Genomic DNA, 25,113 nt, shown 5'->3' on the forward strand with positions numbered 1-25,113 from the left:
GGAAATCACTTCCCCGCAGCGGTCCGTTTTTGTCTGCCCAACTACAGCAGTGCGAACCAGTAGACGAAGCATGCCAGAAGGAACACAACCACTGACTCCATGACGACACCCCTGTTCGACGTGCACTTCTGCTGTCCGCACTCTCCATGATCCGCTTCTCGAGCGGAGAATGCTCGGGGCACAAGTTTCGCGAACCGAGGTGTTGGGCAGTCAATTCCCATGGCAACAGGTGCAGTTCTCTTCGACATCGACGGAACGCTCGTCGATTCCAACTATCTGCATGTAGAAGCGTGGTCGCGAGCCTTCTTCGAGGTGGGTCGCCCGGTTGACGCGTGGCGGGTGCACCGCTGCATCGGCATGGACGGAGACCAACTACTGGAGACGTTGCTCGGCGAAGACATCGACGGGTGCGGGCCTCGGGCCAAGGAACTTCACACCAAGTACTACCGGCAGTCGGCTGACCGTCTCCGAGTACTGCCGGGAGCGCGAGAGTTGATCCGCCGAGTTCACTCGCTCGGACTGCACGTCGTGCTCGCTACCTCGGCGCCCGACGACGAACTGGAGTTGTTGCGCCAGACGCTCGACATCGACGAAATGATCTACGCCGCGACCTCTTCGGAATCCGTCGACGAGGCCAAGCCTGATCCGGACCTGATCGAAATCGCGCTCGCGAAGGCAGGTGTCGACGCGGGCGATGCGGTCATGGTCGGAGACGCCGTCTGGGACATGAAGGCGGCGACATCGGCGGGCGTTGTGGCTGTGGGAGTGCGCAGCGGCGGCATGTCGACCGACGAACTCGAAGGCGCGGGTGCGGCGACGGTGTACGACGACGCCCGCGACCTTCTCGACCACCTCGACGGCAGTGTGATTTCCGAACTCGTTTCAGGCCTAGATACCGGGAGTTGATCAGTGATGGCACGATTCGGCTATACCTTGATGACCGAACAGGCCGGCCCGAAAGAACTGGTCCGCCATGCAGTTCGGGCCGAAGAAGTCGGCTTCGACTTCGAAGTGATGAGTGATCATTACTCGCCGTGGCTGACCGAGCAGGGGCATGCGCCCTACGCCTGGTCGGTGCTGGGAGCAGTTGCCCACGCCACCGAGCGAGTCGGGTTGATGACGTATGTGACTTGTCCGACCGTCAGGTATCACCCTGCCGTGGTCGCGCAGAAAGCCGCGACGATCCAGATCCTCGCGGACGGGCGCTTCACACTGGGATTGGGAAGTGGCGAGAGCCTGAACGAGCATGTGGTCGGCGAGGGGTGGCCGTCCGTCGACACCCGGCACGACATGCTGCAGGAGGCAGTGAGCATCATTCGCGCACTGCTTGCCGGAGATCTGGTGAGCTGGAAGGGGGAGTACTTCGACGTTCAGTCCGCGCGGATCTGGGATCTCCCGGAGAACCCGGTTCCCCTGGCGCTGGCCATGTCCGGCGACAAGTCTGTCGAGCGTTTCGGTCCGATGGCCGATGACCTGATTGCCGTGCAACCGGATTCGGATCTGGTGCACCAGTGGAAGCATGTTCACGGACGGGCGTACGGGTTGGCGCCAGCAGGCCGGACCATCGGTCAGATTCCGATCTCGTGGGATCCTGATCGCGACACGGCCATCGCTCGCGCTCATCAGCAGTTCCGGTGGTTCGGTGGAGGGTGGTCTGTGAACTCCGAACTACCCACACCGGCGAGTTTCGCAGGTGCGACTCAGTTCGTGCGCAAAGAGGATGTGGCGGAAAGTATTCCGTGTGGTCCTGATCTCGATGTCATCGTGGAGGCAGTCAAGGCGTACACGGATGCCGGGTTCACCGATGTAGCGCTGGTACAGATCGGTGGAGATACCCAAGACCGATTCTTCGACGAGGCAGCCAAGCCACTGCTCGAGGCTCTGCACGTCGAATTGGGTTGATCGAGAAAATCAATCGAGTTCCGCCTAGTGGGCTCGCGTCGAGTCGCGCGCTACCGCCGTGCAGCCGCGCCTGCTGCGCGACGAGGGCCAACCCCAAACCGCTTCCGGCGTCGCCGGCTCCGGTACCACGAACAAATCGTTCGAACATCGCTTCGCGTTCCGACGGCGCGATCACGGTGCCGTTGTCGTCGACGAATACCGTCGCCGAACCGGTGGCAGCCCCTGATCGGACGGTGATCTCGACTTCGTCGGCATTGCCGTGCCGAACGGAGTTGGTGACGGCGTTGGTCAACACCAGACGGATGCCCGCGGGAAAGGCCTGAACCGAAAGTTCTTCCGGTGCTTTCAAACGAACGTCGACCTGAGGGTGCAAACGGCCGGCGTCAGCGACGGCGCGATCGGCAACCTCCACGAGATCGACGTCGGCACAATCCTCCGGATCGGCCACTTCACCCAGGGCGAGCGTCTCGAGATCGGTCAGGGTGCGCTCGATCTGGCGCTGCGCCTCCAACAACTCGCTGGACAGTTCGCGGCGTTGGCTTTCCGTGAGATCCAGTGTTGCGAGAACTTCGAGATCGGTACGCATCGATGTGAGAGGTGTGCGTAGTTCGTGGGCGGAGACGCGAGCGAAATCGCGCGCCGACTCCAACGCCTCTTCGGTGCGGCTTCTATCGGTTTCGATGCGACTGAGCATGCTGTGGATTGCCTCCGACAGTTCTTCGGCTTCGCGCGTTCCACGAACCGACGGTGCCCGGCGCGAGAGTCCTTCGGCGTCGAGGTTGTTGCCGATCGAACTGGTGGTCTCGGTCAATTGCTGTAGAGGCCGGACGGCTCGGCCTGTGAGGAACCAGCCGAGCCCGGCCGCGGCAAGGATGGCGACCACTGCCGCAGCAGCCACTTGGAACTGCTGCTCACGGATTGCCTGGGTCAGTGGGTCTTCAGGGATGCTGACGGCCAGTGCGGCGCCGCTGTCGCCGGGCACGAGAACGTCCCGACTGCGAACATCGTTGGTAGCCAAGGCACTCACGGTTGTGGCATTGAATCCAGGGCTGACCACGAATGGTTCTGTGGTTGCAGTTGGTGTTTCGATGAATAGCGGGCTCGGCGCACTCGCTGCGACGCCCAGGGTGACGGAATCGAGAGTGCGTTCGAGTTGTTCGGATCCGTTGACGCGCAAGAAGACCGCGAACGCAATTCCGATCGCGGCAATCACGATTCCGGCGGCCAGGCCCGAGGCGATGGCTACCCGGGTCTGAAGTGACAGCGGCCGCTTCATCGTTCGGCCCTCAGGACGAAGCCCACTCCGCGCACCGTGTGGATCACGCGGGGCGCCCCGTCGACTTCGAGTTTCTTGCGTAGGTAGGTGACGAAGACGTCGACGACATTGGTGTCGGCCGCGAAGTCGTAACCCCAGACGAGTCGCAGGAGTTGTGCGCGACTGAGTACGACACCGGCATGCTCGGCGAGTACCGACAACAGGTCGAATTCTCTTTTGGTGAGTTCGATTCGCCTACCGCCGATGTGCGCTCGATGGCCACGGAGATCGACCGTCAGCAGTCCCACCGTGATCGGATGGTCGACCGACGGAGTGGCTCGCGTCGTGCGTCGTAGCAATGCGCGCAGTCTGGCGACGAGCTCGGCCAATTCGAAGGGCTTGGTGAGGTAGTCGTCGGCGCCCGCCTCCAGCCCCGCGATGCGGTCACCCACGGAACTTCGGGCGCTGAGTACGCAGATCGGAACCTCGTTGCCGATCGCGCGCAGGGCGGTTACCACTCCGACGCCGTCGAGGCCGGGCATGTTGACGTCGAGAACGAGTGCGGCCGGGCATTGCTTGTTCACCGATGACAAGGCCGATCGTCCGTCGACGGCAGTTGCCGTGTCGAAGCCCGACAATCGGAGTCCACGTTCGAGCGAATTCAGAACCTTCGCGTCGTCGTCAACGATCAGGATGCGCTCGCGTGTACTCACTCGAGCCATGGTGCCATCGGATTGCGACCTGGGGCCTCGCTCGGAGCGAGGGCCGCCGCATTCTCATCAACTCCTAAGAAACCGACAACAGATCTGCAGTGTTGGCTTCATAACCTCGGGTTTCTCGGATGCGACCGCGCCGAGAATTCGAGAACGTTCGATCAAGGAGAACAACGATGACGCGATTGAAAGTGAACGGCAAGCGGGCCAGCCGGACCGGTGTGGTGGTGGCGTCGGTGGCGGTCCTCGGTATGGCCGTGGCGCCGGGAATCGCCTGGGCTTCCAACCCGATTTCCGACGGGTCGCCGGTGGCGGTGCGATCGATCGCGACCGCTCCGTCAGAGGCGGGTGTGGCTCCGGAAGTAGCGTGTGGTGCCGCCACGCCGATTTCCGACGAGGAACTGCAGAAGCTCATCGACGAGGGCAAGGTTGTGCGCGCCGAGGAGGCGGGTACAGCCGCAATCACGATCGAAGTCCCTGGCGACGCTGCGACATTCATTGCGCGTGAAGGGGTGCCGGCGTTGCCGACCGTCGAATGGGCTCCGGCGATCGAGGGTGTTCCGGCAGAGGTGCTCAACATGGCAGGCGTCGCTCCGCTGGAGGAAGGCGTTGCCCTGTCATGCGCGGTTGCTGCGGGCTGACGAGCGAAAAAAGCTCCGCATGAACCGCTTTGACCTGGAACGGTACGGCCGTACTCAACCGGGTCCGGAGGTTGGTCAACCCTGTCGGTAGCACTTGCTACGTTCGGGGCGGTCTCGGCGAGCATGCCGGGGCCGTCGCCGACGGCGTCATGTGTGTGGTGTCTTGCAGAGGGTCCGGTACGGCCTGATGCGGGGCGCGTTTCGAAAGGTGTTGTGTTTCATGGTCATGGGCCCCACCCACGCGATGTCCGGTGCTGCTGTGGGGTTGGTGGTTGCAGAGTTGTTGCCTCTCGATTGGGGAGGGCCCACATCCACCGCTGAAACCTTGACTTTTGCCGGTGTGTGCGCGGGAGCCGCCTTGCTTCCCGACCTCGATACCGGTCAGTCGACGGTTTCCCGATCATTCGGTCCGCTCAGCAAAGCGCTGGCCAAAGGTATCGACGCAATTTCGGTGACCTTCTACCGCATCACCAAAGGCAAGAAGGACGGCAAGCGTCGTGGTGGACATCGGACGCTCACGCACACCGCGCTGTTTGCCGCCGGTCTTGGGGCCGGGGTCTCGGCGCTGGTTGTTCAGTTCGGGAAGCCCGCCATCATCATCACGCTGTTCTTCTGCCTCGGGCTGGCGATCCGAGGATTGGCGGGTGAATTGGCCAAGGAGAAGGGGTGGCTCGCCGTCTCCGCCGTTGCGTTGGTGCTCTCGGCCCTCACCTGGCAGTGGTATCCGAGTGAGGCCGGATCCACCGGGCTAGGTGTTGCAGTGGCACTGGGCTGCGCCACACACTGTCTCGGCGATGCGATCACCAAGGAAGGGGTGCCGTTTCTCGCGCCCCTGATTCCGCTCGGCGGCAAGCGGTGGTGGGAACAACGGCTGCCGTCATTTCTGTCCATCCGCGCAGGTGGGAACCTCGAGAAGATTCTGATCGGGCCGGCGCTGACGGTCCTGACTGCCTGGTTGATCATCAGTGCTTTCGACGGCGCCCCGGAAGCGATCTACGCCGTCTTCGCTCCGATGGTGCAGTGAGCATCTAAATCTTTTATTACGGAACCACTGGCATCGTAATCATATTTGTTCTACGTTCGTCCCTGACATGAACCGAGTCGGCTGACGGAGTGAGCAGTGGTGCATCAAGCAGAGCGCAAGGCGGAGCACAGCTCGAGAGAAGACGGTGTGAGCCGGCGCGGATTTCTCGCAGCGAGTGTCGGCGCAGCTGCTCTCGCGGGTATTTCCTGGGCACCGGCGGGAGCTGTTCCCTGGGGCTCGGCATCGACCATCGCGCCACCGCCCGGATTTCCGTCGGACATTCCGTTGTCACAGCAGGCATACGCGAACTGGTCGCGAGAAATCATGCTCGAGAGTGTGTGGACGGCGACGGCGCGTCACAGCGACGACGTCGTCGCCCTCGCCAACTGGGCGTTCGACAACGGGTACACAGTGCGTGCGAAGGGAACGATGCACGGGTGGAGTCCGTTGACGGTGGTGCCCGGCGCGCCTTCGGATCGAGTTCTGCTGGTCGATACGATGGCGAACTTGAATTCGGTTGTGGTGCAGCACGGCACGCCCGCAACGGTCACGGCGGGCGCCGGCGCCAGTATCGAAGCGATTCTGACAGCGCTCGAGCGCGAGGGGCTCGGGTGGGCCAATTCTCCGGCGATCGGTGAGCTGTCCATCGCCGGGGCACTGGCGATCGGCGCTCACGGGGCAACGTATCCGGCGGTGGGGGAGACGATTACCCCTGGCCAGTCGTACGGGTCGCTGAGCAACCTGATCACCGAGATCACGGTGGTGGCGTGGGACGAAGGCAGCAATCGCTACGGGCTGAAGACTTTTCACCGATCAGATGACGAGATCACGGCTTTCCTGACTCACCTGGGCCGAACCTTCGTCACCTCCGTGACGCTGCAAGCCGGGGAGAATTATCGGCTGCGGTGCCAGAGTTTCACCGACATTCCGTGGCAAGAACTCTTTGCTGCTCCCGGTTCGCCAGGGCGTACCTACGAGAGTTTTGTCGAGAAATCCGGACGGGTGGAGGCGATCTGGTTCCCGTTCACGCAAACACCGTGGCTCAAGGTCTGGACGCCGACCCCGGTCAAACCACCGGAGTCCCGAGAGGTGAGCGGGCCGTACAACTACTTCTTCTCCGACGCGATTCCCGAAGAAGTCACCACCCCGTTGGGGATGGTGGCGCAGGGCCTTCAAGCTGCGACACCGCTGTTCGGCGCCTCTCAGTTCGGAGCTGTAGCAGCAGGATTGGCGCTGACCGACACCGACGATCTGTGGGGCTGGTCAAAAGATGTTCTGTTCTACCTGCGGCACACGACGTTGCGCGTAGTAGCGGGCGGCGGCGCGGTGATCACCAAGCGGTCCAACATCGGCCGAGTCGTCCACGAGATGACGAGTTGGTTGAACGAGCGAATGACGCACTACGCGTCGCTGGGGCAGTATCCCGTCAACATGCCGTTCGAAGTGCGTCTCTGTGGTGTCGATGACAGTGGCGAAGTCCTTGTCGACAGCGCCGGCGTGCCGGATCTGTCAGCGGTGCGGCCCCGGGCGGATCGTCAGGACTGGGATACGGCGATCTGGATGAACGTGGTCTCGATTCCCGGCACCGCGGGATTGCCCGCGTTCCTTCGCGAGATGGAACGGTGGATGGTCGCGAACTACTCCGGCGATTACGCGACTTTCCGTCCGGAGTGGTCCAAGGGATGGGCATTCACCGATCAAGCTGCGTACCAGGACGACGAATTCCTCACCAGCACAGTGCCTGCCACCTTCCGTGCCGGTGGCGACGGGAACTGGGACTTCGCTCTCGCCACTCTGGACGAACACGACCCGCACCGCGTCTTCAGCAATACGTTCATCGACCGCGTCTTGCCACCCAGCTGAATCTCCTACTGCGGTAGTGGTTTGCGCCAGCGCACGTCGGAGATGCGGATGCGCTGATTGTTGTCACCGTTCCAGTCGACGCTCAGTCCCTGGGCTCGGAGTGCGTCGGCTACCTGGCGCCCGACGGTCTGATCGGTGTGCGCGATCATCTGTGCCTTGGCGGTTTCGTCGCCGCCGAACGCGGCGGAGACCAGCGCGGGATCGAGATCGTGGGCCGGACGAAACGCACTGTAGGACAAGTAGAGATCGGACGGCTCGTCGCCGAGACGCTCCGCATCTTGCATGTGGAAGAACGTGTACGCCCACTGAGCAAAGGGATACCCGTTCTCGTCCGGTTCGGACGGCGTGCGTTCGTCGTCGATTTCGGTAGTGCCGCACTGCATGCAGCAGGTGAAGTTCATGCGGGCCACGATGCCGTTGCGCTCGAGTTCTGCGAAGGCGGCGGATACGCGCTCGAAGTCGCCGGGACCCGCCCACTGGGTCTGCTCCCCGAGCCTTCGGTCCCAGACCTCACGCACTACTGCGTCGATCTGTCTGCCGAGTTCATCGTTCTCGAAACCGCCCTCGACACAGTCTCGGGCGGCCTCGCAGATTTCATCGAACGTCGCGAACCCGGGGACTACCAATTCGCGTGCTTGCTCACGGACGGCCACGATGTCGGCCGCGCTGAGCACCGTTGCAGGCTGACGTGACCGTGCTGACCGTGACGGTGCTGACCGTGACTGTGCTGACCGTGACCAGGGCAATCGCATACCGGCACCGTACTGCACCGATCCGGCCGTCAGGCGTCGGCTGCTGCCTTTGTTTCCTCCTCGGTCGACGGGGCACGCTTGTTCGGGATGAGCGCGGTGGCGATCAGGCCGACCACGACAAATCCGGCCGCAAGGTATCCGCCGAGTGTGATCCCGTGAGTCATTGCAGACTGTGCAGCGTCGGCGACGAAAGCGGTGCTCGGTGACCCGGCCAGCGAGTCGATGGCGGCGCCCGCGCTGTCGGTGACAGCACGCGTCAACTGATCAGCCTGAGCTTGGTCGACACCGGACTCGGTGAGGTCGTTGTTCAGCGTGGAATTGAGAGTGCTGAAGAAGACCGTGGTGAGGACAGCGATGCCCAGTGCGGATCCGAGTTGGCGGAACGCACTCTGAATGCCGGAGCCTTGACCGGCGCTCTGCTCGGGAATCTCCTCGAGCACGACGTTGGTCACCTGCGCAGTCGCAAAACCGACACCGATGCCGTAGAAGAAGAGCACTGCGGCGATAGTCCACCAGGGGCTGTCTGTCGCAGCGATGAATCCGAGACCGGCGAGACCGAGCGCTTCGAGGGCCAAACCGATACGGACCAAGCCCAACGGCGAGACCTTCGACGCCATTCCGAAGCTCGCACCACTGGCGACAAAGCTGCCGATGGCAATGGGAACCAGCGCGAGCCCTGCCTGGAGTGCGCTGTACCCGAGCGTGAACTGAAGCCAGAGGGGAAGCACCGCAACGATTCCGAACTCACCGAGCCCGATGATCAGCGTCGCGATGTTGCCGTTGCGGAACGACGAGATGGAGAACAGCCGTACGTCCATCAGCGCCCGCGACGGATCGTCGCTGCGGGTGAGCATGGTTTGACGGTAGGCGAACGCACCGAGCGACAGAACGGCGAGAACCAACGCCACCAGAACCGGCGACGGTCCGCTGGACCACGACAGGCCGAACAGATCGAAGGGTTCCTTCGTCGTCAGCCACCCATACGTACGTCCCTCGACGAGGCCGAAGGCGAGCAGGCCCAGGCCGGCGATGGACAGTGCCGCTCCGGTGGTGTCGATGCGCCCAGCGGTGCGGGGTGAGGGCGCGATGAACAGCACCGCGCCGATCAGAATGAGCGCAGCAAGCGGAATATTGATGCCGAATGCCCAACGCCATGAGGCATGTTCGGCAAGCCAGCCGCCGAGTAGTGGGCCGAGGGCGGAAGCAGCACCGATGGTGGAACCCCAGACTGCGAAGGCCTGGCCGCGGGCTTTGCCGGTGAACATCGCGTTCAGAAGCGACAGTGAGGTGGGCAGGATCATGGCCGCGCCGGCGCCCTGCAGGAATCGCGCCAGGATGAGCAGGCCGCCGTTCGGTGCCAGTCCGGCCAGTAGGCTCGTTGCGCCGAACACGACGACACCGGCGATGAAGATGCGACGGGCGCCGACCAGGTCCGCAACTCTGCCGACCAATAGCAGGAGCGCCGCGAACACGATTGCGTAGGACTCTTGGATCCATTGAGCCTGAACGGAGTTGATCCCGAGATCTTCGATGATCGAGGGAACTATGACGTTGACGATAGTGGTGTCGACGACGATCAGTGCCACGCCGAGTGCGATGGCGATCAGGCCCAACCACTTGCGAGTGGTGGGTGAGATGTTCACGAATAAACCTCCATTGTGAAGTAACTTCACAGTGAAGGTATATTTGAGGCGGTAAGTTGTCAACGTGCGCGCTGGGCTCGACCGGCCGCCGTCTGGCACAGGAAAGGTGGGATCACGGGGTGGAAGCACCGCGCGACATCTCCGTGGAGCGGGAGCGGCTGATGGACGAATTCCGCGCGTACGGTGGGACGTTCACCGAATTCAGTCATCGATTCGCGTCGTGGCTCGGCCTGCATTCCACCGACGCGACTGCCTTGATGGAAATCACCGCTGCCGAGGAGAAGGGGGCGCCGCTCTCGCCCGCCCGCCTCGGAGAGCGGATCTCGCTGACGTCGGGCGCAACCACCGCGTTGCTCAACCGCCTGGAGAAGGCGGGACATATCGTCCGGACCCGTGAGAATGCAGACCGTCGCGTGGTCACGCTGCACAGCAGTGCGCATGTGCAGGACCTCGCGGACGAGTTCTTCGGCCCACTTGCCGTGCGACTCGACGCCATGATGGAGAAATACCCGCCCGAACTGCTCAGTCGATTCGAGGAATTTCTCGTCGACCTGCACTCGACGATGAACGAACACCTCGAGCAGGACAACCGCTGAACAAGAAAGCCGCCCGACTCCGGAGAGTCGGGCGGCTTTTTTGTGTCGGTGACGGCTACTTGCCGAGCTTGGCCTGCAGGTCGTCGAGAACCAGGCCTGCGCCTGTCGGGCCGAGGCCCAGGAACCAGGTCTCGTCACTCACCTCGGTGGCGCGGCCTTCCTTGACTGCGTCCATGCTTGCCCACAGCGGACCGGCGACAACGGTGGTCTGACCGGTGTCTGCGGGATTTCCGTAGCTGGAGTAGAAGATTCGGTCACCCTCTGCCTCGGTGATCGTTTCCGGGCTGACCTCGACGGCCAACTCGTTGATGTTCTGGATCGCCGGGCGTGGCAGGCCGACGTCCTTCAAGATGACGCCGATGAACGACAGGTTGCCGTACAGGCGCAGCTTCCCGGACATGAAGCGAACCAGCGAGATCGTCGGCGAACCGTCGATCGACTCACGGACCTGATCCGCGTGCGTCTGGTAGTCGTTGAGAACCTGCTCGGCCTTGGTCTCCTCGCCGAGTGCGTCACCGGCAAGGAGGAAGTTCTCCTTCCACGGGAAGCCGGGGCGGATGCTGAAGACCGTCGGCGCGATTGCCGCGAGCTGCGGGTAAAGCTTGTCCTGGCGCAACTTGCTGCCGAGGATCAGATCTGGCTGCAGTGCGGTGATCGCCTCGAGGTTGAGGTTGTTGGTCGTGCCGACATCGGGGACGCCGACCAATTTGTCAGCCAGGTACGACGGCTGACCGGCGGCACTTTCCGGGCTGGCGATGCCGACCGGGGTGATCCCGAGCGATAGGACCTCGTCGAGTTCGCCACTGTCGAGGACGACGACGCGGGTCGGCTTGGCCTCGAGGGTGGTCTCGCCCAGAGCATGGGTGATGGTGCGTGGGAACTCGCCGGGCGCAGCATCGCTGCCGAGCTTCGCGGTTTCCGTGTCGGCGGTGCTGAACAGCTTGCCGCCGGTTGCGACATCAGTGTTGCCGTTTGCGTTGCCGCCGGCGTCGGAAGAACCGCAGGCCGTAGCGGCAAAAACAGTCGCCAGGGCAAGCATGGCGACCCGGACCGACGTGCGGCTCCGGAGAGTGGTGCGTGAATGCATTAGGCTACCCTACCTTCCGGCTATCGGGCTTGGTCAGAGAGGTATCCGCACCGTTGATGCCAGGTGAGCAGCGCGTCAGGTCTCGCTCAGCGGGACCGCTACGCAATTCGGACTACAGGGTGCGACCAACGTGTTAGCTTCGCGAAAGACCTGTACTGGTAAGCGAAGACGCGTGTAGTGAGGATTTCGATGACCCTGAACATTGCCGATCTGTTCGAGGCCGTTGCCGATGCGATCCCCGATCGGGTTCCCTTGATTCTGGAAGACGCGCGGTTGAACTACGCCGAACTCGAACTGCGATCGAACCGACTCGCACATCATCTGCAGTCCGTCGGCGTCGAGCCTGGGCAGCACGTCGGTATTCACATGCGTAACTGCGTCGAGTACGTCGAAGCGCTCCTGGCTTGCTTGAAGATCAGAGCAGTGCCGATCAACGTCAACTTCCGCTATACCGATGCAGAACTCCTGTACATCTACACCAACTCTCAAATGGTGGCATTACTCGTCGAAGAGGAATTCGCGCCGACGGCATTGGCCGTGGTTCCGCAGTGTCCGGAGATCTCCCACGTGCTGATCGTCGGCGACGACTATGAGAACGCCCTTGCCGCGCAGACTGATACTCGCGACTTCGGCCCGCGAAGCAACGACGACCATTTCATCATCTACACCGGCGGTACAACCGGAATGCCCAAGGGCGTGGTGTGGCGGCACGAGGACTTCTTCTTCGCCGCGCTGTCCGGAGCGAACCTCAGCGGGCCGCCGCGTCGGAGTCTCGAAGAGGTTGTGGATGCGGCCGTGGCGAACACCAATCCGACTGTGCTGCTACTAATCCCGCCGCTCATGCATGGAGCCGCGATCTATTCACTGCTCACGGCTTTCCTCATGGGAGCGCCCCGAGTGCTGACTCGCAGCTTCGATCCGACGGAAGTGCTGCGACTGGTCGAGGCCGAGAAGATCAGCGGAATCACCGTCGTCGGCGACGCGATTGCTCGGCCGATCGCCGACGCCATCGCTGCAAGCGAAGGGCGCTACGACCTTTCGACTCTCAAACTGATCGGGTCGGGTGGCGCATTGTTCTCCCCGAACCTGAAGGCAGAACTGACAACCCGATTACCGGGACTGGTGATCAAGGATGCCTTCGGTGCTTCGGAATCCGGCAACGACGGCGTCGTCGAATTCGGTGAGGACGGTTCCAAGCGCATTCGATCCAACCCCAACATGATTCTTGTCGACGACGAATTTCGTCGCATCGAACCAGGCTCGGGCGCAACCGGGTTCATCGCCAGGGCCGGCCATGTCCCCGTGGCCTACTTCGACGACCCCGCCAAGACTGCTGCAACTTTTCCTGTCGTCGACGGGGTGCGGCTGGCGGTACTCGGGGACATGGGCACGATGGAAGTCGACGGAACCATCGTGCTGCTCGGGCGCGGTTCGATGTGCATCAACTCCGGCGGCGAGAAGGTCTACCCCGAAGAAGTGGAGCAGGCACTCAAAACTCACCCGGCAGTTTTCGACGCCTTGGTAGCGGGCGCGCCCGACGCACGATTCGGTGAGAAGGTCGCCGCTGTCGTGCAGGTTCGGCCGGGGTTCGAAGATGTTGCGACGGAATCATTGTCGGAGCACTGCCGCACCCACGTGGCTGGGTACAAGATCCCCCGGTCGATCGTGCTGGTACCCAGCATCCTCCGCTCACCCAGTGGGAAGGCCGACTACCGTTGGGCTCGCGAAACCGTAGCTGGTTGTACATAATCGTGAAACACCTGCGGAAGTAGGTAGGTCGCTGACAGCTTCCATTCGCGCCCTGCTTTCAAGATTTCGATTGGAGATTTATGCCCACCAGGCAACTGACCTCGGTAGATTTCGGATTGATTGCGGCCAACGTGGAAAACCGTTCTACGGATGTTCTAACGATATTCCTGTTCGATTCAGGTAGTTCGCTACCGCTCGATAGAAAAGAGCTACTTGAACTCCTTGCTGCGCGCGCGTCGAGGATCCCGCAATTGCGATGGACTTTGACCACAGTCCCTGGTGGGTTGAATTTTCCCTACTGGATTGACTCCCAACCGTTCGATATCGACGACCACGTCGAAGATAATGTTGAAATTTCGACGTGGAAAGGTGTTTTCGAATACTCTGCCGAGTTGGCGGCGCGGTTTGTAGATCCTTACCAATGTCTGTGGCGTCTGCACGTAATTCGAGGTGTTCGCGATGCGCCTGGAGTGCAGGGGGAAGCAACGGTAGTGATTCTCAAGGCCTCCCATGCTCTGGGGGACGGACGGATGTACAACGAAATCGTTCACGATCTGTTTTCGACGAAGCAATTACCCGACTTTGTTCCGCAACTGACAACGCTCAACCCGTGGTGGTCGTCCGTCAAGGGAATTATTGGAACGCCGCGTAAGTATGTCCGCGCATTAAGGGCTCTGCCGGAGTCCCGGAAGTACGACGCGCCGGATTCAGGTGGTGGCGCTGTGACCTTCACCGGCGAGCGTTCGGCAACGGCGGTGATGCTCGATTTGGCACTGATTCGAGAGGCCAAGAAAGAATGGCCAGGAGTTACGGTGACTGCCATTGCCCAGACAGTGATCTCGTTGTCTTTGGAAGAATATTTCGGTGAGAAGAGTCCGCGATCGATGCAAGTAATGTCCGGGGCGCCCATGGGCGCCGCAGTGCGCGGACAAAATCACATGGGCTGCTATCACATCGCCTTGGCGTTGGGCACAGTAGACATCGAGGAGCGACTTCTCGCCATCACCAAGAACAACAACCACGCCAAAGCGGGATATCTCGACGCATATCGAGCCGTACGCGCACTGCAATACGAACTTCCGGCAATTGCGATCAAATCTGAATTGTCCGCGGATCCCAAACTGGGAACTGTCGCGAGCAGTGTCAACCGTGGTCCCGCTGTCATGACACTCGGAACCTCGAAGATCCTGTCGACCGTGTCTTTCCCATACGTGTCACCGAGGAGTCCCTTCAATCACGGGATCTATTCGGTGGGTGACGTGCTCGCTATCTCGGTGCTCAGCGGATCCCCGGACAGTGGTGACATCGACAACTACGCGACAGTTCTCGAGAGGAACTCAGCCCGGGTTCTGGCATGCCTCGCGGAGCGAAGTACTACAGCCAGGGCTCGATCGGCTTCTTCACCCACATGATCTTCTCGTCCGGATGCTCACGCCGAGCTTCGGGACGGTCAGGGTTAGCGGCTGCCCACACAGCTTTCTCGTCGAGCAGTCCGGCCGCGATGGTCCAGGTCTCCCGCGTGCTCGGCGGATTGGCGCCGGCCGCACGTGCGAGTTTGCGCAGTCGATCGTCGGGCATCTCGAGCAACTCTGCGCTACTGATATCGCGATCCCAGGCGAACTTGGCCAGGCCGACGGCTTTCTCGCGTCGGCTACGGCTCGCCATGTCGTTGTGCGCAAAGTCTGGTTGGGATGCCACGGCTTCACCTTATCGTCAACGCAATCGAGGCCCTCCCGCGTGAGCGGAAGGGCCTCGATTGCTGTTCTTCACTGTCGGGGTGGCGGGATTTGAACCCACGACCTCTTCGTCCCGAACGAAGCGCGCTACCAAGCTGCGCCACACCCCGTGTCGAACCTCGGTTAGCTTACATTACCGAGTCGACTGCCATTAAATCCGCAGGTCAGTTGCGTAGAACCGACGCTGGAGACTCTGCGGAACTGTGTGCGGAGACGTGCTCCGGTTCGCGCCTGGTGGCCGGAACCAGAGTCAACAGAGTTGCCTCGGGGCGGCAGCAGAAGCGCGCCGGCGCCCACGGCGAAGTGCCGATGCCCGCGGAGACGTGCAGCTGGGTGTGCGCGCCCCACTTCGACGGCCCCTTGACCCGGGATCGATCGATCTGGCAGTTGGTGACCAACGCGCCGTAGAACGGAAGGCACAGCTGACCACCGTGCGTGTGGCCGGCGAGCACAAGGTCGTAACCGTCGTCGGCGAACCGATCGAGAACTCGAGGTTCGGGCGAGTGCGTCAGACCAAGCTTGAGCTGGGCGACGGGATTGGGTGTTCCGGCGACGGTGTCGTAGCGATCACGCTTCAGGTGCGGATCGTCGACTCCGGCCGCTGCGATGCGAATACCGGCCACTTCGAGTTCGCGGCGCACGTGGGTCATGTCCAGCCATCCACGTTCGGTGAACGCGGCCCGCAGATCGCCCCAGGGGAGGGGATCCCCGGTGATGCGCTTGTCCTTGTTGAAGATGTAGCTCAGTGGGTTCTTCGGTTTCGGAGCGAAGTAGTCGTTGCTGCCGAAGACGAACAGACCCGGCCGAGCCAACAGATCACCGAGCGCCTGGACCACTGCCGGGACGCTGCGCTGATGCGACAAGTTGTCGCCGGTGTTGACCACGAGGTCGGGGTCGAGGCCTTCGAGCTCACGCAACCAATTCTGTTTCAACCGTTGGTTCGGCATCATGTGCAGGTCGCTGAGATGGAGGACCCGCAGCGACGACGAACCGGGCGCCAGGACTGGCATCGTCACCTCACGCAGTGCAAATGCATTGCGTTCGATGCCGGATGCGTACCCGATCCCTAGTGCAGCGGCGCCCGCGGCACCAAGTGCGGTGCGGGTCAGATTGGTGCGGAACTGGGAAGACACCTCTCAAGGATACGGGTGTGGCGTTCTTCTGCGTCGCTCTCGCCGCCTTTTACAGCTATTCCACAGAGAATTGTGTCCGGGCGGAGGTAACTATCGGCACGCTCGAAACGCCGAGCGCGTAACGTTTCCACCATGTCCGACACGACACCATCGCTCAAAGCCACCCTCCGAACCGACATGGTTGCATCCATGAAGGCGAAGGATCCGCTACGTACAGCCACCCTTCGGATGCTCATGGCAGCCATCCAGACCGAAGAGGTGGCCGGTAAGGAAGCACGAGTCCTCACCGACGAAGAAATCATCAAAGTCCTTGCAAAGGAATCGAAGAAGCGCGGCGAATCGGCCGAGATCTACACCGAGAACGGCCGCGGTGAGCTTGCCGCGAAAGAGCGCGCCGAAGCTCAGATCATCGACGAGTACCTGCCGACGCCGTTGACCGACGCCGAGCTTGTCGACGTCGTCGACACCGCCCTCGCTCAGGTGTCCGAGGAGCTCGGTGAGCGTCCGGGAATGCGTCAGATGGGCCAGGTCATCAAGGCCGCCAGCGCGCTGGCCAAGGGCAAGGCCGATGGCGCCCGTATCTCTGCAGCAGTGAAGTCCCGCCTGTAGAAAGCGCGCCACCAGAATCGAAAACGGCCGCGATCTCCGAGTCACTCGGAGATCGCGGCCGTTCTTGTTTTCAGAGCCGTCAGTTTTCAGGGCCGTCAGTTCGGCGGGGTCCCCGCGGGCGGTGCGGGTTCACCTCCGGGCGGAGTCGCATCCGGGGGAGTCGCGCCCGGTACCGGAGCTGCTGGAGCTGCCGGGGATGCGGGTGCTGCCGGAGCCCTCACGGAACCGTCACTGATGTAGATCGTGACGGTCGAACCCGGGATCGCGGACCCGGACGGCGAAACTCCGGTGACCGTTCCCGCGCGTGCTCCGGACGCCGTCGTCACGGAATTGACCGTGAATCCGGACGCCTGCAACCGCGACGTCGCCGCCGACTGGCTCAGGCCGACAACCTCGGGAACCTGGCCGTTCTGCGATCCCCGTGCGTACTTCTCGTCGATCGGAGGCAGCGAGGTGGGCCCGAAGTTGTTGGCGACCGGGTTCATTGCCGCGAACCAGGATCTCGCCGGTTCGGTACCGCCGTACAGGTTGCCGCTGTAGCAGGGGCGCAGCGGGCTCGAGCAGATCTCTCCCGGCGTCGGGGAGTCGCCGAAGATGTAGACGGCAGCAGCGAGGTTGTTGGTGAAGCCGAGGAACGCCGAGGACTTGTGGGTCTCGGTGGTACCCGTCTTGCCCGACATCGGCAGGCTCCATCCGGCGCTGCTTGCAGCTCCGGCAGACGTACCGGCGCCGACGTCGTCACGGCTCATGGCGTTGGCGAGTGTGTCTGCCAAGCCGGGCTCGACAACCTGCTCACAGCCCTGCTCGGTGACGGCCACAGGCTTGCCGTAGCGGTCGAAGACCGAATCGATGGGACTCGGCGGGCACCACTTGCCGTGCGAGGCGAGAGTGGCCGCGACGTTGGAGAGTTCGAGTGGGTTGATCCAGGTGGGACCGAGGGTGAACGAACCGAGGTTCTGTTCCTTCTGGAAGTCGGCCATGCTGCGCTCGTCGAAGCCCGAGGTGTTGGGATCAGCGTACGAGCGCATGCCGAGACGGACGGCCATGTCGACGGTCGGCGTGACGCCGGTTGCCTCGATGAGCTTGACGAAAGCGGTGTTGGGGGACTGTGCCAGCGCGTCGGTCACGGACAGCGTCGGCGGGTAGTTGCCGGCGTTCTCCACGCAGTAAGTCGACACCGGGCAACCGGCCGCACCACCGCTACCCATGCCCTTGGCTTCGAATCGCTTGGGCACGTCGAGCGTCGCGTTGATACCGAGGCCCTTCTCCATCGCCGCAGCCGTCGTGAAGATCTTGAAGACGGAACCCGCACCGTCACCCGCAAGGGAGTACGGCTGTGCCTGGACGGTTTCGTCGGCGTCGGCATTGAGACCGTACGTGCGACTGCTGGCCATCGCGATGACCTTGTGTGAATCCTGGCCCGGCCTGATCACGTTCATCACGTTCGCGATGCCGTCGAGGTTGGCGCTCGCGTTCGCGTTCAGTCCGGCCTTGGTGGACGCCTGGACCTGCGGATCGAGAGTGGTCTTGATGAGGTAACCACCCTCGTTGATCTGGTCGCGCGTGATTCCGGCGTCCGAGAGGTACTTCAGTGCGTAGTCACAGAAGAATCCGCGATCGCCTGCAGCGATGCAGCCGCGCGGCAAGTTGTTGGGGGTTTCCAGGACGCCGAGGGGCTCTTCCTTGGCGGCGCGGAACTCGTCGGCACGATCCGGAATGTTCGTGATCATGGTGTCGAGCACGGTGTTACGACGCTCGGTCACGCCCTCGACGTTCGTGTACGGGTTCAGTGCGGAGCTGGACTGAACCATGCCGGCAAGCATCGCCGACTGGGGAACGGTCAGATCTGCGGCATCGACGCCGAAGTAGGTCTGAGCCGCGTCCTGGATGCCGAAGGATCCGTTGCCGAACGGTACGAGGTTGAGGTACCGGGTGAGGATCTCGTCTTTCGTGAGTTCCTTGTCCAGCGTCAGGGCCATCCGGATCTCGCGGATCTTTCGGGCCGGGGTGGTCTCGATGGCAGCGCGGCGCTCGGCATCCGTCTTGGCCACGACCAACAGTTGGTAGTTCTTCACATACTGCTGATCGAGTGTCGACGCGCCCTGCTGCACTTCACCGGTCGTCGTGTTGGTGAGGAAGGCACGCAGCGTTCCCTGCCAGTCGACGCCCTTGTGGTCGGGGAACCGGCGGTCCTCGATGGAGACGATCGCCAACTTCATGTTGTTGGAGATCTTCTCGCTCGGGACTTCGAAGCGTCGTTGGTCGTAGAGCCAGGCAATGGGATTGCCTGCCGCATCGACCATGGTGGACACCGCGGGGACCGTGCCTTCGACCAGTTCGGCCGAGACGTTGTCGACGGTATCGGCGGCGCGGTTGGACGCGAATCCGAATCCGCCCGCCACTGGGAACATCACCCCTGCGACCAGGACACCCGCCAATGCGGAGCTTCCGGCGAGCTTCGCCACTGTTTTTGCAATCGACACGATCTACAGAGTACGTGTGCCCACCCATTGGAACCGGTTTCAGTGTTTTGGGGGTGTTCAAAACCTTCTGAACACGCGCTTTGTACTGCCGTACCAAAAAATGCTCCCGAGCGTCTTGCGTTAGGGCCGTTCTTTACCTAAATTGTGATCAGTGTGATCGACGTAACACTCGATCACGAATGTGTCTCAGCTTTCACCGTGCTACCGCGGGGACGGCTGAGATGGTGCGCTGCTCGCCCTATGGCGACGGTCAGACTTTGTAGAGGGGACCCAGAATGTACACAGCCACCCCGAGTAGCCGTTTGGACATCGAGCAGGCCGAGGCACGAATTGCCTGGGTAACTAAGGCACGATGCCGCGAGGTCGACCCCGACCAGCTTTTTGTTCGTGGCGCCGCGCAGCGCAAGGCGGCCACCATCTGCCGTCACTGCCCGGTCCTCATGCAGTGCGGAGCAGATGCTCTCGACAATCGTGTCGAGTTCGGTGTGTGGGGCGGAATGACCGAGCGTCAGCGCCGTGCACTGCTCAAGCAGCACCCCGACGTCGACTCCTGGTCCGAGTTCTTCGAAGACCAGCGCCAGCATCACTCAGCAGTCTGATCCAGGCCGATCGGGGGGATCAGCCCTTACGAGTGAGCTGATCCCCCACCGCGCGCAGCGCCTCGAGGTCCGAGACCTCGAACGGTAGCGACGGAACACCGATCAGCGGCACCCTCGGGTGAGCTGCGGTGAATCGACTCAGCAAGGCGATCTCCCGCTTCGCGATCACTGCCCGATGGGCATGGATGCGGAGAACGGCTGCGGTGAGGGCTTCGGCCTCGGTCGCACTTTCCTTCGCTTCCAGTTTGTCGGCGGCGGTCACCGCATGATCGGCAGGCAGAGCCGTCAATGTCGGGTGCGTGCGGTTGAGAACCAGACCGGCCAACGGCATGGAGTCGCCCGCAAGGCGATCGACGAAGAACGCCGCCTCGCGCAGAGCGTCGGGTTCGGCCGCTGCGATCACCAGGAAATGAGTCCCCGGCTGACGTAGCAACTCGTAGGTCTTCGTTGCGCGTTCACGGAAACCGCCGAACATCGAGTCGAGCGACTGCACGAATGCCGATGCATCCGAAAGCATTTGGCTTCCCACGATGGTGGAGACACCCTTCAGTGCCAATCCCATCGCGCCGGCGACGAGCCTGGTCAGGCCACGGCCGGGTGCGGAGAGCAGCCGGATCATCCGTCCGTCGAGGAATGTGCCGAGCCTCTGCGGGGCGTCGAGGAAGTCGAGCGCATTGCGCGACGGCGGGGTATCGACGATCACCAGATCCCACGCGTCGTTCGACGCCAGCTGCCCCAACTTCTCCATCGCCATGTACTCCTGCGTTCCGGAGAACGATGTGGCAACGGTTTGATAGAAGGGATTCGCCAGGATCTGCTCGGCCTTCTCAGGGCTCGAATGCTCGATGACCATCTCGTCGAAAGTCCGACGCATGTTCAGCATCATTGCGTGCAGTTCGCCCGTGGCCTCGGGACCCAGCTTCACCGGCTGCGGAGTGTTGTCGAGTTCGGCCACACCCAGGGCCTGTGCGAGGCGGCGGGCCGGATCGATGGTGAGGACGACTACGCGTCGGCCCTCTTCGGCTGCACGCAACGCCAGCGACGCGGCCGTCGTGGTCTTGCCGACGCCGCCTGCGCCGCAACACACCACGATTCGGGCTGTCGGGTCCTTGATGATCGCCGAAATATCGAGGGCTGGAGCTGCGCGTCGGCCGGTCCTGGAACTGCCGACCGTCACGTTCTCGGTGGTCTCGGTCATCACACGCCCTGTTCCGTGAGGTATTCGGCAAGCTCGTACAGCCCGCCGAGATCGACGCCGTCGGCGAGTGCGGGAAGTTGCACCCGAGCCCCGTCGATCTCGCGGAGCTTCTCGGCGCTGGATTCTTGAGCTTCGAGCACCGACGCGTGCTCGATCGTCTCGGTGAGCAGGCCTGCGAAGTCGTCGTCGGACAGATCGATGCCGACGTCCGAGAGTGTCGACCGGATCGAAGCCGCGTCGATATCGCCGGCAGCGGCACCGGAGAGTTGGTCTTCGGGCAAGAACCTCGGGCTGGCGCGGTTGACGATGATGGCACCGAGGTTGAGGTCGTCGCGCGCCAGTTCTGCGGCGGCGTCGGCAGTTTCCTGAACGGGCAGCGCTTCGAGAAGTGCAACCAGATGTACGACGGTCTCCGGCGAGTGCAGCAGCCGAACGACGCCTTCACTCTGGGAGTGCACCGGGCCGCCCTTGGCGAGATCGGCCATCGCCTTGGTGACGTCGAGGAAGCTGCCGATTCGTCCGGTCGGGGGAGCGTCGACGACAACGGCGTCGTACACGCGTTTGCCGGTTCGATCGGTGCGGATGACGCACTCCTTGATCTTGCCGGTGAGCAGAACGTCGCGAAGGCCGGGAGCGATGGTGGTGGCGAATTCGATGGCGCCGAACTTACGCATTGCCCGGCCGGCGAAGCCGAGGTTGTAGAACATTTCGAGGTATTCGAGGAACGCGGTCTCGATGTCGACGGCCAGAGCCATCACTTCACCGCCACCTTCGGCGGCCGCGACCTTGGTCTCCTGCGGTGGAAGCGGCGGTACGTCGAAGAGCTGCGCGATTCCCTGGCGGCCCTCGACCTCCACGAGGAGAACGCGCTTGCCGCCCTCGGCCAACGCGAGCGCCAACGCGGCGGCAACCGTGGACTTACCGGTTCCGCCTTTACCCGACACAAAGTGCAGGCGGGCCTTCGTCGCAGACTCGGGCCAGGTCCTGCTCAGCTCATCTTGGGATGCAACCACACCGCGAGCCTATAAGTCTGGGGCCGAAGATGTACGCGGGATAGGCTCACCGCATGAGCGAAATAACTTCCTGGGAATACACCGTGACTCCGTTGCTGGTCCACAATCCGAAGGCAATTCTCGACAACTGGGGTGTCGACGGCTGGGAACTCGTGGCAGTCCTGCCGAGCGCGTCGGGCGAGCAGCACGTCGCGTACATGAAGCGTCCGAAGGGCTGAATCACATGGCAGAGGCAACACAGACCTGGTCGGAGCGTCTCGCCGAACTGGGCATCGCACTTCCCGCCGTCGCGGCACCCGTTGCTGCGTACGTTCCCGCGGTTCGCAGCGGCAACCACGTGTACACGTCGGGTCAGCTCCCGTTCGTCGACGGAAAACTGGCGCTGACCGGCAAGCTCGGTGCGGGCGTGTCGGATGAGGACGCCAAGGCCGCGGCGCGTACCTGCGCGCTCAACGCTCTTGCTGCCATCGACGCCCTGGTCGGCATCGACAACGTCGTTCGCGTTGTCAAGGTTGTCGGCTTCGTGGCATCCGCCGAAGGATTCACCGGTCAGCCCGGCGTGATCAACGGCGCTTCCGAATTCCTCGGTGAGGTGCTCGGCGACGCCGGTATCCATGCTCGTTCGGCAGTCGGCGTGGCAGAGCTTCCCCTCGGCTCTCCGGTCGAGGTGGAACTGATCGTCGAAGTTCGCTGATGTCGACGGTCCATCCCGCCTACGCGCAGCTTCGCCGCGTCACCGACATCGCTTCGGTCTTGCTCGAGAACAATCCGGGCATGATGACGCTGGACGGTACGAACACCTGGATTCTGCATGCTCCCGGCAGCGTCGAGTGTGTAGTCGTCGATCCAGGCGACAACGACGAGGAACACCTGCAACGTGTCGCTGGTATCGGTCCGGTTGCGCTGACCTTGATCACGCACCGGCACTACGACCACACCGGCGGGGTGGACCGTTTCCATGAATTGACCTCGGCTCCCGTGCGTTCCGTCGACCCCACTTTTCTGCGCGGGGGTGCTTCGGCGCTTGTCGACGGTGAAGTGATCGAGGTGGCGGGTCTGAAGCTGCGGATCCTCGCGACTCCGGGACACACCGCTGACTCGGTGTCGATAGTCATCGAGAACGATGCGAGCGTGCTGACGGGCGACACCATTCTCGGCCGCGGCACAGCAGTTCTGGACGACTCCGACGGCGATCTGGGGGATTACCTCACATCACTGCGGTCGTTGGCCGCACTCGGCGAAGGACTGACGGTTCTTCCCGGGCACGGTCCGGACCTGCCCGATCTGCAGGCGATTTCGCAGCAGTACCTTGCCCACCGCGAGGAGCGTCTAGCCCAGGTGCGGGACGCTCTGACGACGTTGGGGGAGTCGGCATCGGTGCGCGAGGTTATCGAGCACGTCTACTCCGACGTGGACCCGAAGCTGTGGCCGGTGGCGGAGAAATCCGTCAACGTGCAGTTGGCGTATCTGCGCCGCTGAGGCGCTCGGCGCCGACATTCTGCGCCGCTGAGGCGCTCGGCGCCGACATGAGGAGCTGAGTTGTGTAGCCGAACTGCCGCCATCTATGCCGATCGAGGTATAGCTGGCGGCAGTTTTTGCATTTGTTTGATATGGGTCACGGGCCAATAGTTAGTCCATGACCTCACAATGCGACGGATGGATCCGCAATTACGTGGACGGCTCCTATGTCGAACCCGACGAGTCGTCGAGCTTCGATCAGGTCGACCCAGCAACGGGCCGTGTTCTCGCCCGGGTCCACGAGGCCGACAAGGCCCTGGTCGATCGGGCCGTGACCTCTGCCAGACGTGCTCTGGACAACGGTTGGGCCGATACGCCGGTCCGCGAGCGGACGGCTCTGCTGCGACGCGCCGCCGACCGGATCGAGGAGCGATTCGAAGAGTTCGTCGCCGCAGAAATGGCGGACACCGGCAAGCCGATCACACAGGCACGCGAACTCGACGTCGCGCGCGCCCTGACGAACTTCCGCACTTTCGCCGACATCGTCGCCGCGGCCGGACAGGAATCGTTTGTCACGGATCTCGCGGGTGGCAAGCAGGCGCTGAACTACGCGATCCGCAAGCCGCTCGGCGTGGTCGCCGTGATCGTTCCCTGGAACCTGCCGCTGCTTCTCCTGACCTGGAAGGTTGCGCCCGCGCTCGCGTGCGGAAACTCCGTGGTGGTCAAGCCCTCCGAGGAAACCCCAGCGACGGCGTCGTTGCTTGCCGAGGTACTCGAAGAAGTCGGCCTGCCTGCCGGTGTCTACAACGTCGTCCACGGGTTCGGTGCGAACTCCGCCGGCGAGTTCCTCACCACGCACCCCGGCATCGACGGTGTCACCTTCACCGGATCTTCGGCAACCGGTTCGCATGTCATGAAAACCGTTGCGCCGCGAGTCCGTCCGGTCTCGTTCGAACTCGGTGGCAAGAACGCCGCGATCGTCTTCGACGACGTCGACATCGACGAAGCGTTGACGGGTCTGACCAAGTCGGTGTTCACCAACACCGGCCAGGTCTGCCTGTGCACCGAGCGGGTGTACGTGCACCGCAGCATTTTCGACGACATCGCCGGTGGACTCGTCGAGCGGGCAGCAGGATTGCGTCTGGGCGACCCGACGCTCGATGCAACGACGACCGGACCGCTCATTTCGCAGGCGCACCGGAAGAAGGTTCTCGACTACTTCGAGATCGCCGAGCAGGAAGGCGCGAAAGTGCTGACCGGCGGCGGTATTCCGGACCTCGGACAGGAACTGTCGGGCGGATCGTGGATCGAACCCACCCTGTGGACTGGCTTGACCAACAAGGATCGCGTCGTGCGCGAGGAGATCTTCGGACCCGTCGCAGCACTCATTCCGTTCGATACCGAGGCAGAAGCGATCGCCTTGGCAAACGACACCGAGTACGGCTTGGCGGCCTCCGTGTGGACCAACGACCTGCGCCGTGGACACCGCGTCGCGCAGAAGATGAACGTCGGAATCTCCTGGGTCAACACGTGGTTCACCCGTGAACTGCGATCTCCCTTCGGCGGCATGGGCCTGTCCGGCATCGGACGTGAGGGTGGCGAGTCCTCGCTGCACTTCTACACCGAACCGACGAATGTATGTGTGCAACTGTGAACATC

At 62.7% G+C, this 25,113-nt stretch carries 24 protein-coding genes and 1 tRNA gene; 14 read left to right on the forward strand and 11 right to left on the reverse strand.

Going from position 1 to position 25,113, the window contains the following annotated elements; translation table 11 throughout:
- The first annotated feature begins 219 nt into the window (after positions 1 to 219).
- On the forward strand, positions 220 to 906 hold the full coding sequence (locus GJB56_RS24640; protein ID WP_113683527.1) for an HAD family hydrolase: 687 nt from the start codon (positions 220 to 222) through the stop codon (positions 904 to 906).
- Between the two features lie 6 nt (positions 907 to 912).
- A complete protein-coding gene (locus tag GJB56_RS24645) occupies positions 913 to 1,902 on the forward strand; it encodes an LLM class F420-dependent oxidoreductase (protein ID WP_020723628.1) in 990 nt (329 codons plus the stop codon).
- Here GJB56_RS24645 and GJB56_RS24650 read toward each other — a convergent pair.
- The gene (locus GJB56_RS24650) at positions 1,799 to 3,178 is read right to left on the reverse strand and encodes a sensor histidine kinase (RefSeq protein WP_113683528.1); all 1,380 of its coding nucleotides are present in this window, start codon (positions 3,176 to 3,178) and stop codon (positions 1,799 to 1,801) included. The two genes, GJB56_RS24645 and GJB56_RS24650, sit on opposite strands and share 104 nt — an antisense overlap.
- Positions 3,175 to 3,879 carry a response regulator transcription factor gene (locus GJB56_RS24655; RefSeq protein ID WP_113683529.1) on the reverse strand — a complete coding sequence of 235 codons (705 nt, stop codon included), beginning with the start codon at positions 3,877 to 3,879 and terminating at the stop codon, positions 3,175 to 3,177. Before GJB56_RS24655 ends, GJB56_RS24650 begins: the two co-directional genes overlap by 4 nt.
- A 167-nt stretch (positions 3,880 to 4,046) precedes the next feature.
- On the opposite strand from GJB56_RS24655, the gene GJB56_RS24660 reads away from it, so the two are divergent.
- From GJB56_RS24660 to GJB56_RS24670, 3 genes are all read left to right on the forward strand, one after another.
- A complete protein-coding gene (locus GJB56_RS24660) occupies positions 4,047 to 4,511 on the forward strand; it encodes a hypothetical protein (RefSeq protein ID WP_019746594.1) in 465 nt (154 codons plus the stop codon).
- A 220-nt stretch (positions 4,512 to 4,731) separates the two neighbouring features.
- Complete coding sequence (locus GJB56_RS24665; protein WP_007732353.1) at positions 4,732 to 5,535, forward strand: metal-dependent hydrolase; 804 nt, start codon at positions 4,732 to 4,734, stop codon at positions 5,533 to 5,535.
- Positions 5,536 to 5,631: 96 nt separating this feature from the next.
- Positions 5,632 to 7,398, forward strand: coding sequence for a cholesterol oxidase substrate-binding domain-containing protein (locus GJB56_RS24670; RefSeq protein ID WP_113683530.1), 1,767 nt, complete (start codon positions 5,632 to 5,634; stop codon positions 7,396 to 7,398).
- A gap of 5 nt (positions 7,399 to 7,403) precedes the next feature.
- On the opposite strand, the gene GJB56_RS24675 is transcribed toward GJB56_RS24670, so the two are convergent.
- The gene (locus tag GJB56_RS24675; protein ID WP_046377835.1) at positions 7,404 to 8,072 is read right to left on the reverse strand and encodes a DUF6891 domain-containing protein; all 669 of its coding nucleotides are present in this window, start codon (positions 8,070 to 8,072) and stop codon (positions 7,404 to 7,406) included.
- Positions 8,073 to 8,179: 107 nt separating this feature from the next.
- Positions 8,180 to 9,793 carry a DHA2 family efflux MFS transporter permease subunit gene (locus GJB56_RS24680; protein WP_113683531.1) on the reverse strand — a complete coding sequence of 538 codons (1,614 nt, stop codon included), beginning with the start codon at positions 9,791 to 9,793 and terminating at the stop codon, positions 8,180 to 8,182.
- Between the two features lie 119 nt (positions 9,794 to 9,912).
- Here GJB56_RS24680 and GJB56_RS24685 point away from each other — a divergent pair, with 119 nt between their 5' ends.
- Positions 9,913 to 10,389: a MarR family winged helix-turn-helix transcriptional regulator gene (locus GJB56_RS24685; protein WP_020905958.1), complete on the forward strand. Its 477-nt coding sequence runs from the start codon at positions 9,913 to 9,915 to the stop codon at positions 10,387 to 10,389.
- A 55-nt stretch (positions 10,390 to 10,444) separates the two neighbouring features.
- Here the strand turns inward: GJB56_RS24685 and GJB56_RS24690 are convergent, their stop codons facing one another.
- On the reverse strand, positions 10,445 to 11,476 hold the full coding sequence (locus GJB56_RS24690) for an ABC transporter substrate-binding protein (protein ID WP_030535687.1): 1,032 nt from the start codon (positions 11,474 to 11,476) through the stop codon (positions 10,445 to 10,447).
- Between the two features lie 189 nt (positions 11,477 to 11,665).
- Here GJB56_RS24690 and GJB56_RS24695 point away from each other — a divergent pair, with 189 nt between their 5' ends.
- Both GJB56_RS24695 and GJB56_RS24700 read left to right on the forward strand, forming a co-directional pair.
- Positions 11,666 to 13,225: an acyl-CoA synthetase gene (locus GJB56_RS24695; protein ID WP_113683532.1), complete on the forward strand. Its 1,560-nt coding sequence runs from the start codon at positions 11,666 to 11,668 to the stop codon at positions 13,223 to 13,225.
- A gap of 80 nt (positions 13,226 to 13,305) precedes the next feature.
- On the forward strand, positions 13,306 to 14,637 hold the full coding sequence (locus tag GJB56_RS24700) for a wax ester/triacylglycerol synthase domain-containing protein (RefSeq protein ID WP_113683533.1): 1,332 nt from the start codon (positions 13,306 to 13,308) through the stop codon (positions 14,635 to 14,637).
- On the opposite strand, the gene GJB56_RS24705 is transcribed toward GJB56_RS24700, so the two are convergent.
- From GJB56_RS24705 to GJB56_RS24715, 3 genes are all read right to left on the reverse strand, one after another.
- The gene (locus GJB56_RS24705; RefSeq protein ID WP_019746603.1) at positions 14,600 to 14,923 is read right to left on the reverse strand and encodes a hypothetical protein; all 324 of its coding nucleotides are present in this window, start codon (positions 14,921 to 14,923) and stop codon (positions 14,600 to 14,602) included. The genes GJB56_RS24700 and GJB56_RS24705 overlap by 38 nt on opposite strands.
- 74 nt (positions 14,924 to 14,997) lie before the next feature.
- Positions 14,998 to 15,071 (reverse strand) — tRNA-Pro (locus GJB56_RS24710).
- Between the two features lie 54 nt (positions 15,072 to 15,125).
- Positions 15,126 to 16,094, reverse strand: a complete 969-nt coding sequence (locus GJB56_RS24715; protein WP_003943461.1) for a metallophosphoesterase — start codon at positions 16,092 to 16,094, stop codon at positions 15,126 to 15,128.
- Positions 16,095 to 16,226: 132 nt separating this feature from the next.
- Here GJB56_RS24715 and GJB56_RS24720 point away from each other — a divergent pair, with 132 nt between their 5' ends.
- Entirely contained in the window at positions 16,227 to 16,703 is a 477-nt protein-coding gene (locus GJB56_RS24720; RefSeq protein WP_003943491.1) for a GatB/YqeY domain-containing protein, read from the forward strand.
- A 95-nt stretch (positions 16,704 to 16,798) separates the two neighbouring features.
- Here GJB56_RS24720 and GJB56_RS24725 read toward each other — a convergent pair whose 3' ends face one another.
- Positions 16,799 to 19,168: a penicillin-binding protein gene (locus GJB56_RS24725; RefSeq protein ID WP_113683534.1), complete on the reverse strand. Its 2,370-nt coding sequence runs from the start codon at positions 19,166 to 19,168 to the stop codon at positions 16,799 to 16,801.
- A gap of 293 nt (positions 19,169 to 19,461) precedes the next feature.
- On the opposite strand from GJB56_RS24725, the gene GJB56_RS24730 reads away from it, so the two are divergent.
- Positions 19,462 to 19,785 (forward strand): WhiB family transcriptional regulator, encoded by a 324-nt coding sequence (locus GJB56_RS24730; protein WP_019746605.1) that lies wholly within the window; start codon positions 19,462 to 19,464, stop codon positions 19,783 to 19,785.
- A gap of 19 nt (positions 19,786 to 19,804) precedes the next feature.
- On the opposite strand, the gene GJB56_RS24735 is transcribed toward GJB56_RS24730, so the two are convergent.
- Together GJB56_RS24735 and GJB56_RS24740 are read right to left on the reverse strand one after the other, a co-directional pair.
- Positions 19,805 to 20,983, reverse strand: a complete 1,179-nt coding sequence (locus tag GJB56_RS24735; RefSeq protein ID WP_029254327.1) for an ArsA family ATPase — start codon at positions 20,981 to 20,983, stop codon at positions 19,805 to 19,807.
- Positions 20,983 to 21,996 carry an ArsA family ATPase gene (locus GJB56_RS24740; RefSeq protein WP_019746607.1) on the reverse strand — a complete coding sequence of 338 codons (1,014 nt, stop codon included), beginning with the start codon at positions 21,994 to 21,996 and terminating at the stop codon, positions 20,983 to 20,985. Before GJB56_RS24740 ends, GJB56_RS24735 begins: the two co-directional genes overlap by 1 nt.
- Before the next feature lie 53 nt (positions 21,997 to 22,049).
- On the opposite strand from GJB56_RS24740, the gene GJB56_RS31445 reads away from it, so the two are divergent.
- The 4 genes from GJB56_RS31445 (at position 22,050) to GJB56_RS24755 (ending at position 25,108) form a co-directional block, all read left to right on the forward strand.
- Complete coding sequence (locus GJB56_RS31445) at positions 22,050 to 22,214, forward strand: hypothetical protein (protein ID WP_003943454.1); 165 nt, start codon at positions 22,050 to 22,052, stop codon at positions 22,212 to 22,214.
- 5 nt (positions 22,215 to 22,219) lie between these two features.
- Entirely contained in the window at positions 22,220 to 22,690 is a 471-nt protein-coding gene (locus GJB56_RS24745; RefSeq protein WP_003943508.1) for a RidA family protein, read from the forward strand.
- A complete protein-coding gene (locus tag GJB56_RS24750) occupies positions 22,690 to 23,475 on the forward strand; it encodes an MBL fold metallo-hydrolase (protein ID WP_113683535.1) in 786 nt (261 codons plus the stop codon). Before GJB56_RS24745 ends, GJB56_RS24750 begins: the two co-directional genes overlap by 1 nt.
- Positions 23,476 to 23,632: 157 nt before the next feature.
- Positions 23,633 to 25,108, forward strand: coding sequence for a 2-hydroxymuconic semialdehyde dehydrogenase (locus GJB56_RS24755; protein WP_092765741.1), 1,476 nt, complete (start codon positions 23,633 to 23,635; stop codon positions 25,106 to 25,108).
- Positions 25,109 to 25,113: the final 5 nt, after the last annotated feature.

Source organism: Rhodococcus sp. AQ5-07, from assembly GCF_009707305.1.
Lineage (GTDB): Bacteria > Actinomycetota > Actinomycetes > Mycobacteriales > Mycobacteriaceae > Rhodococcus_F > Rhodococcus_F erythropolis.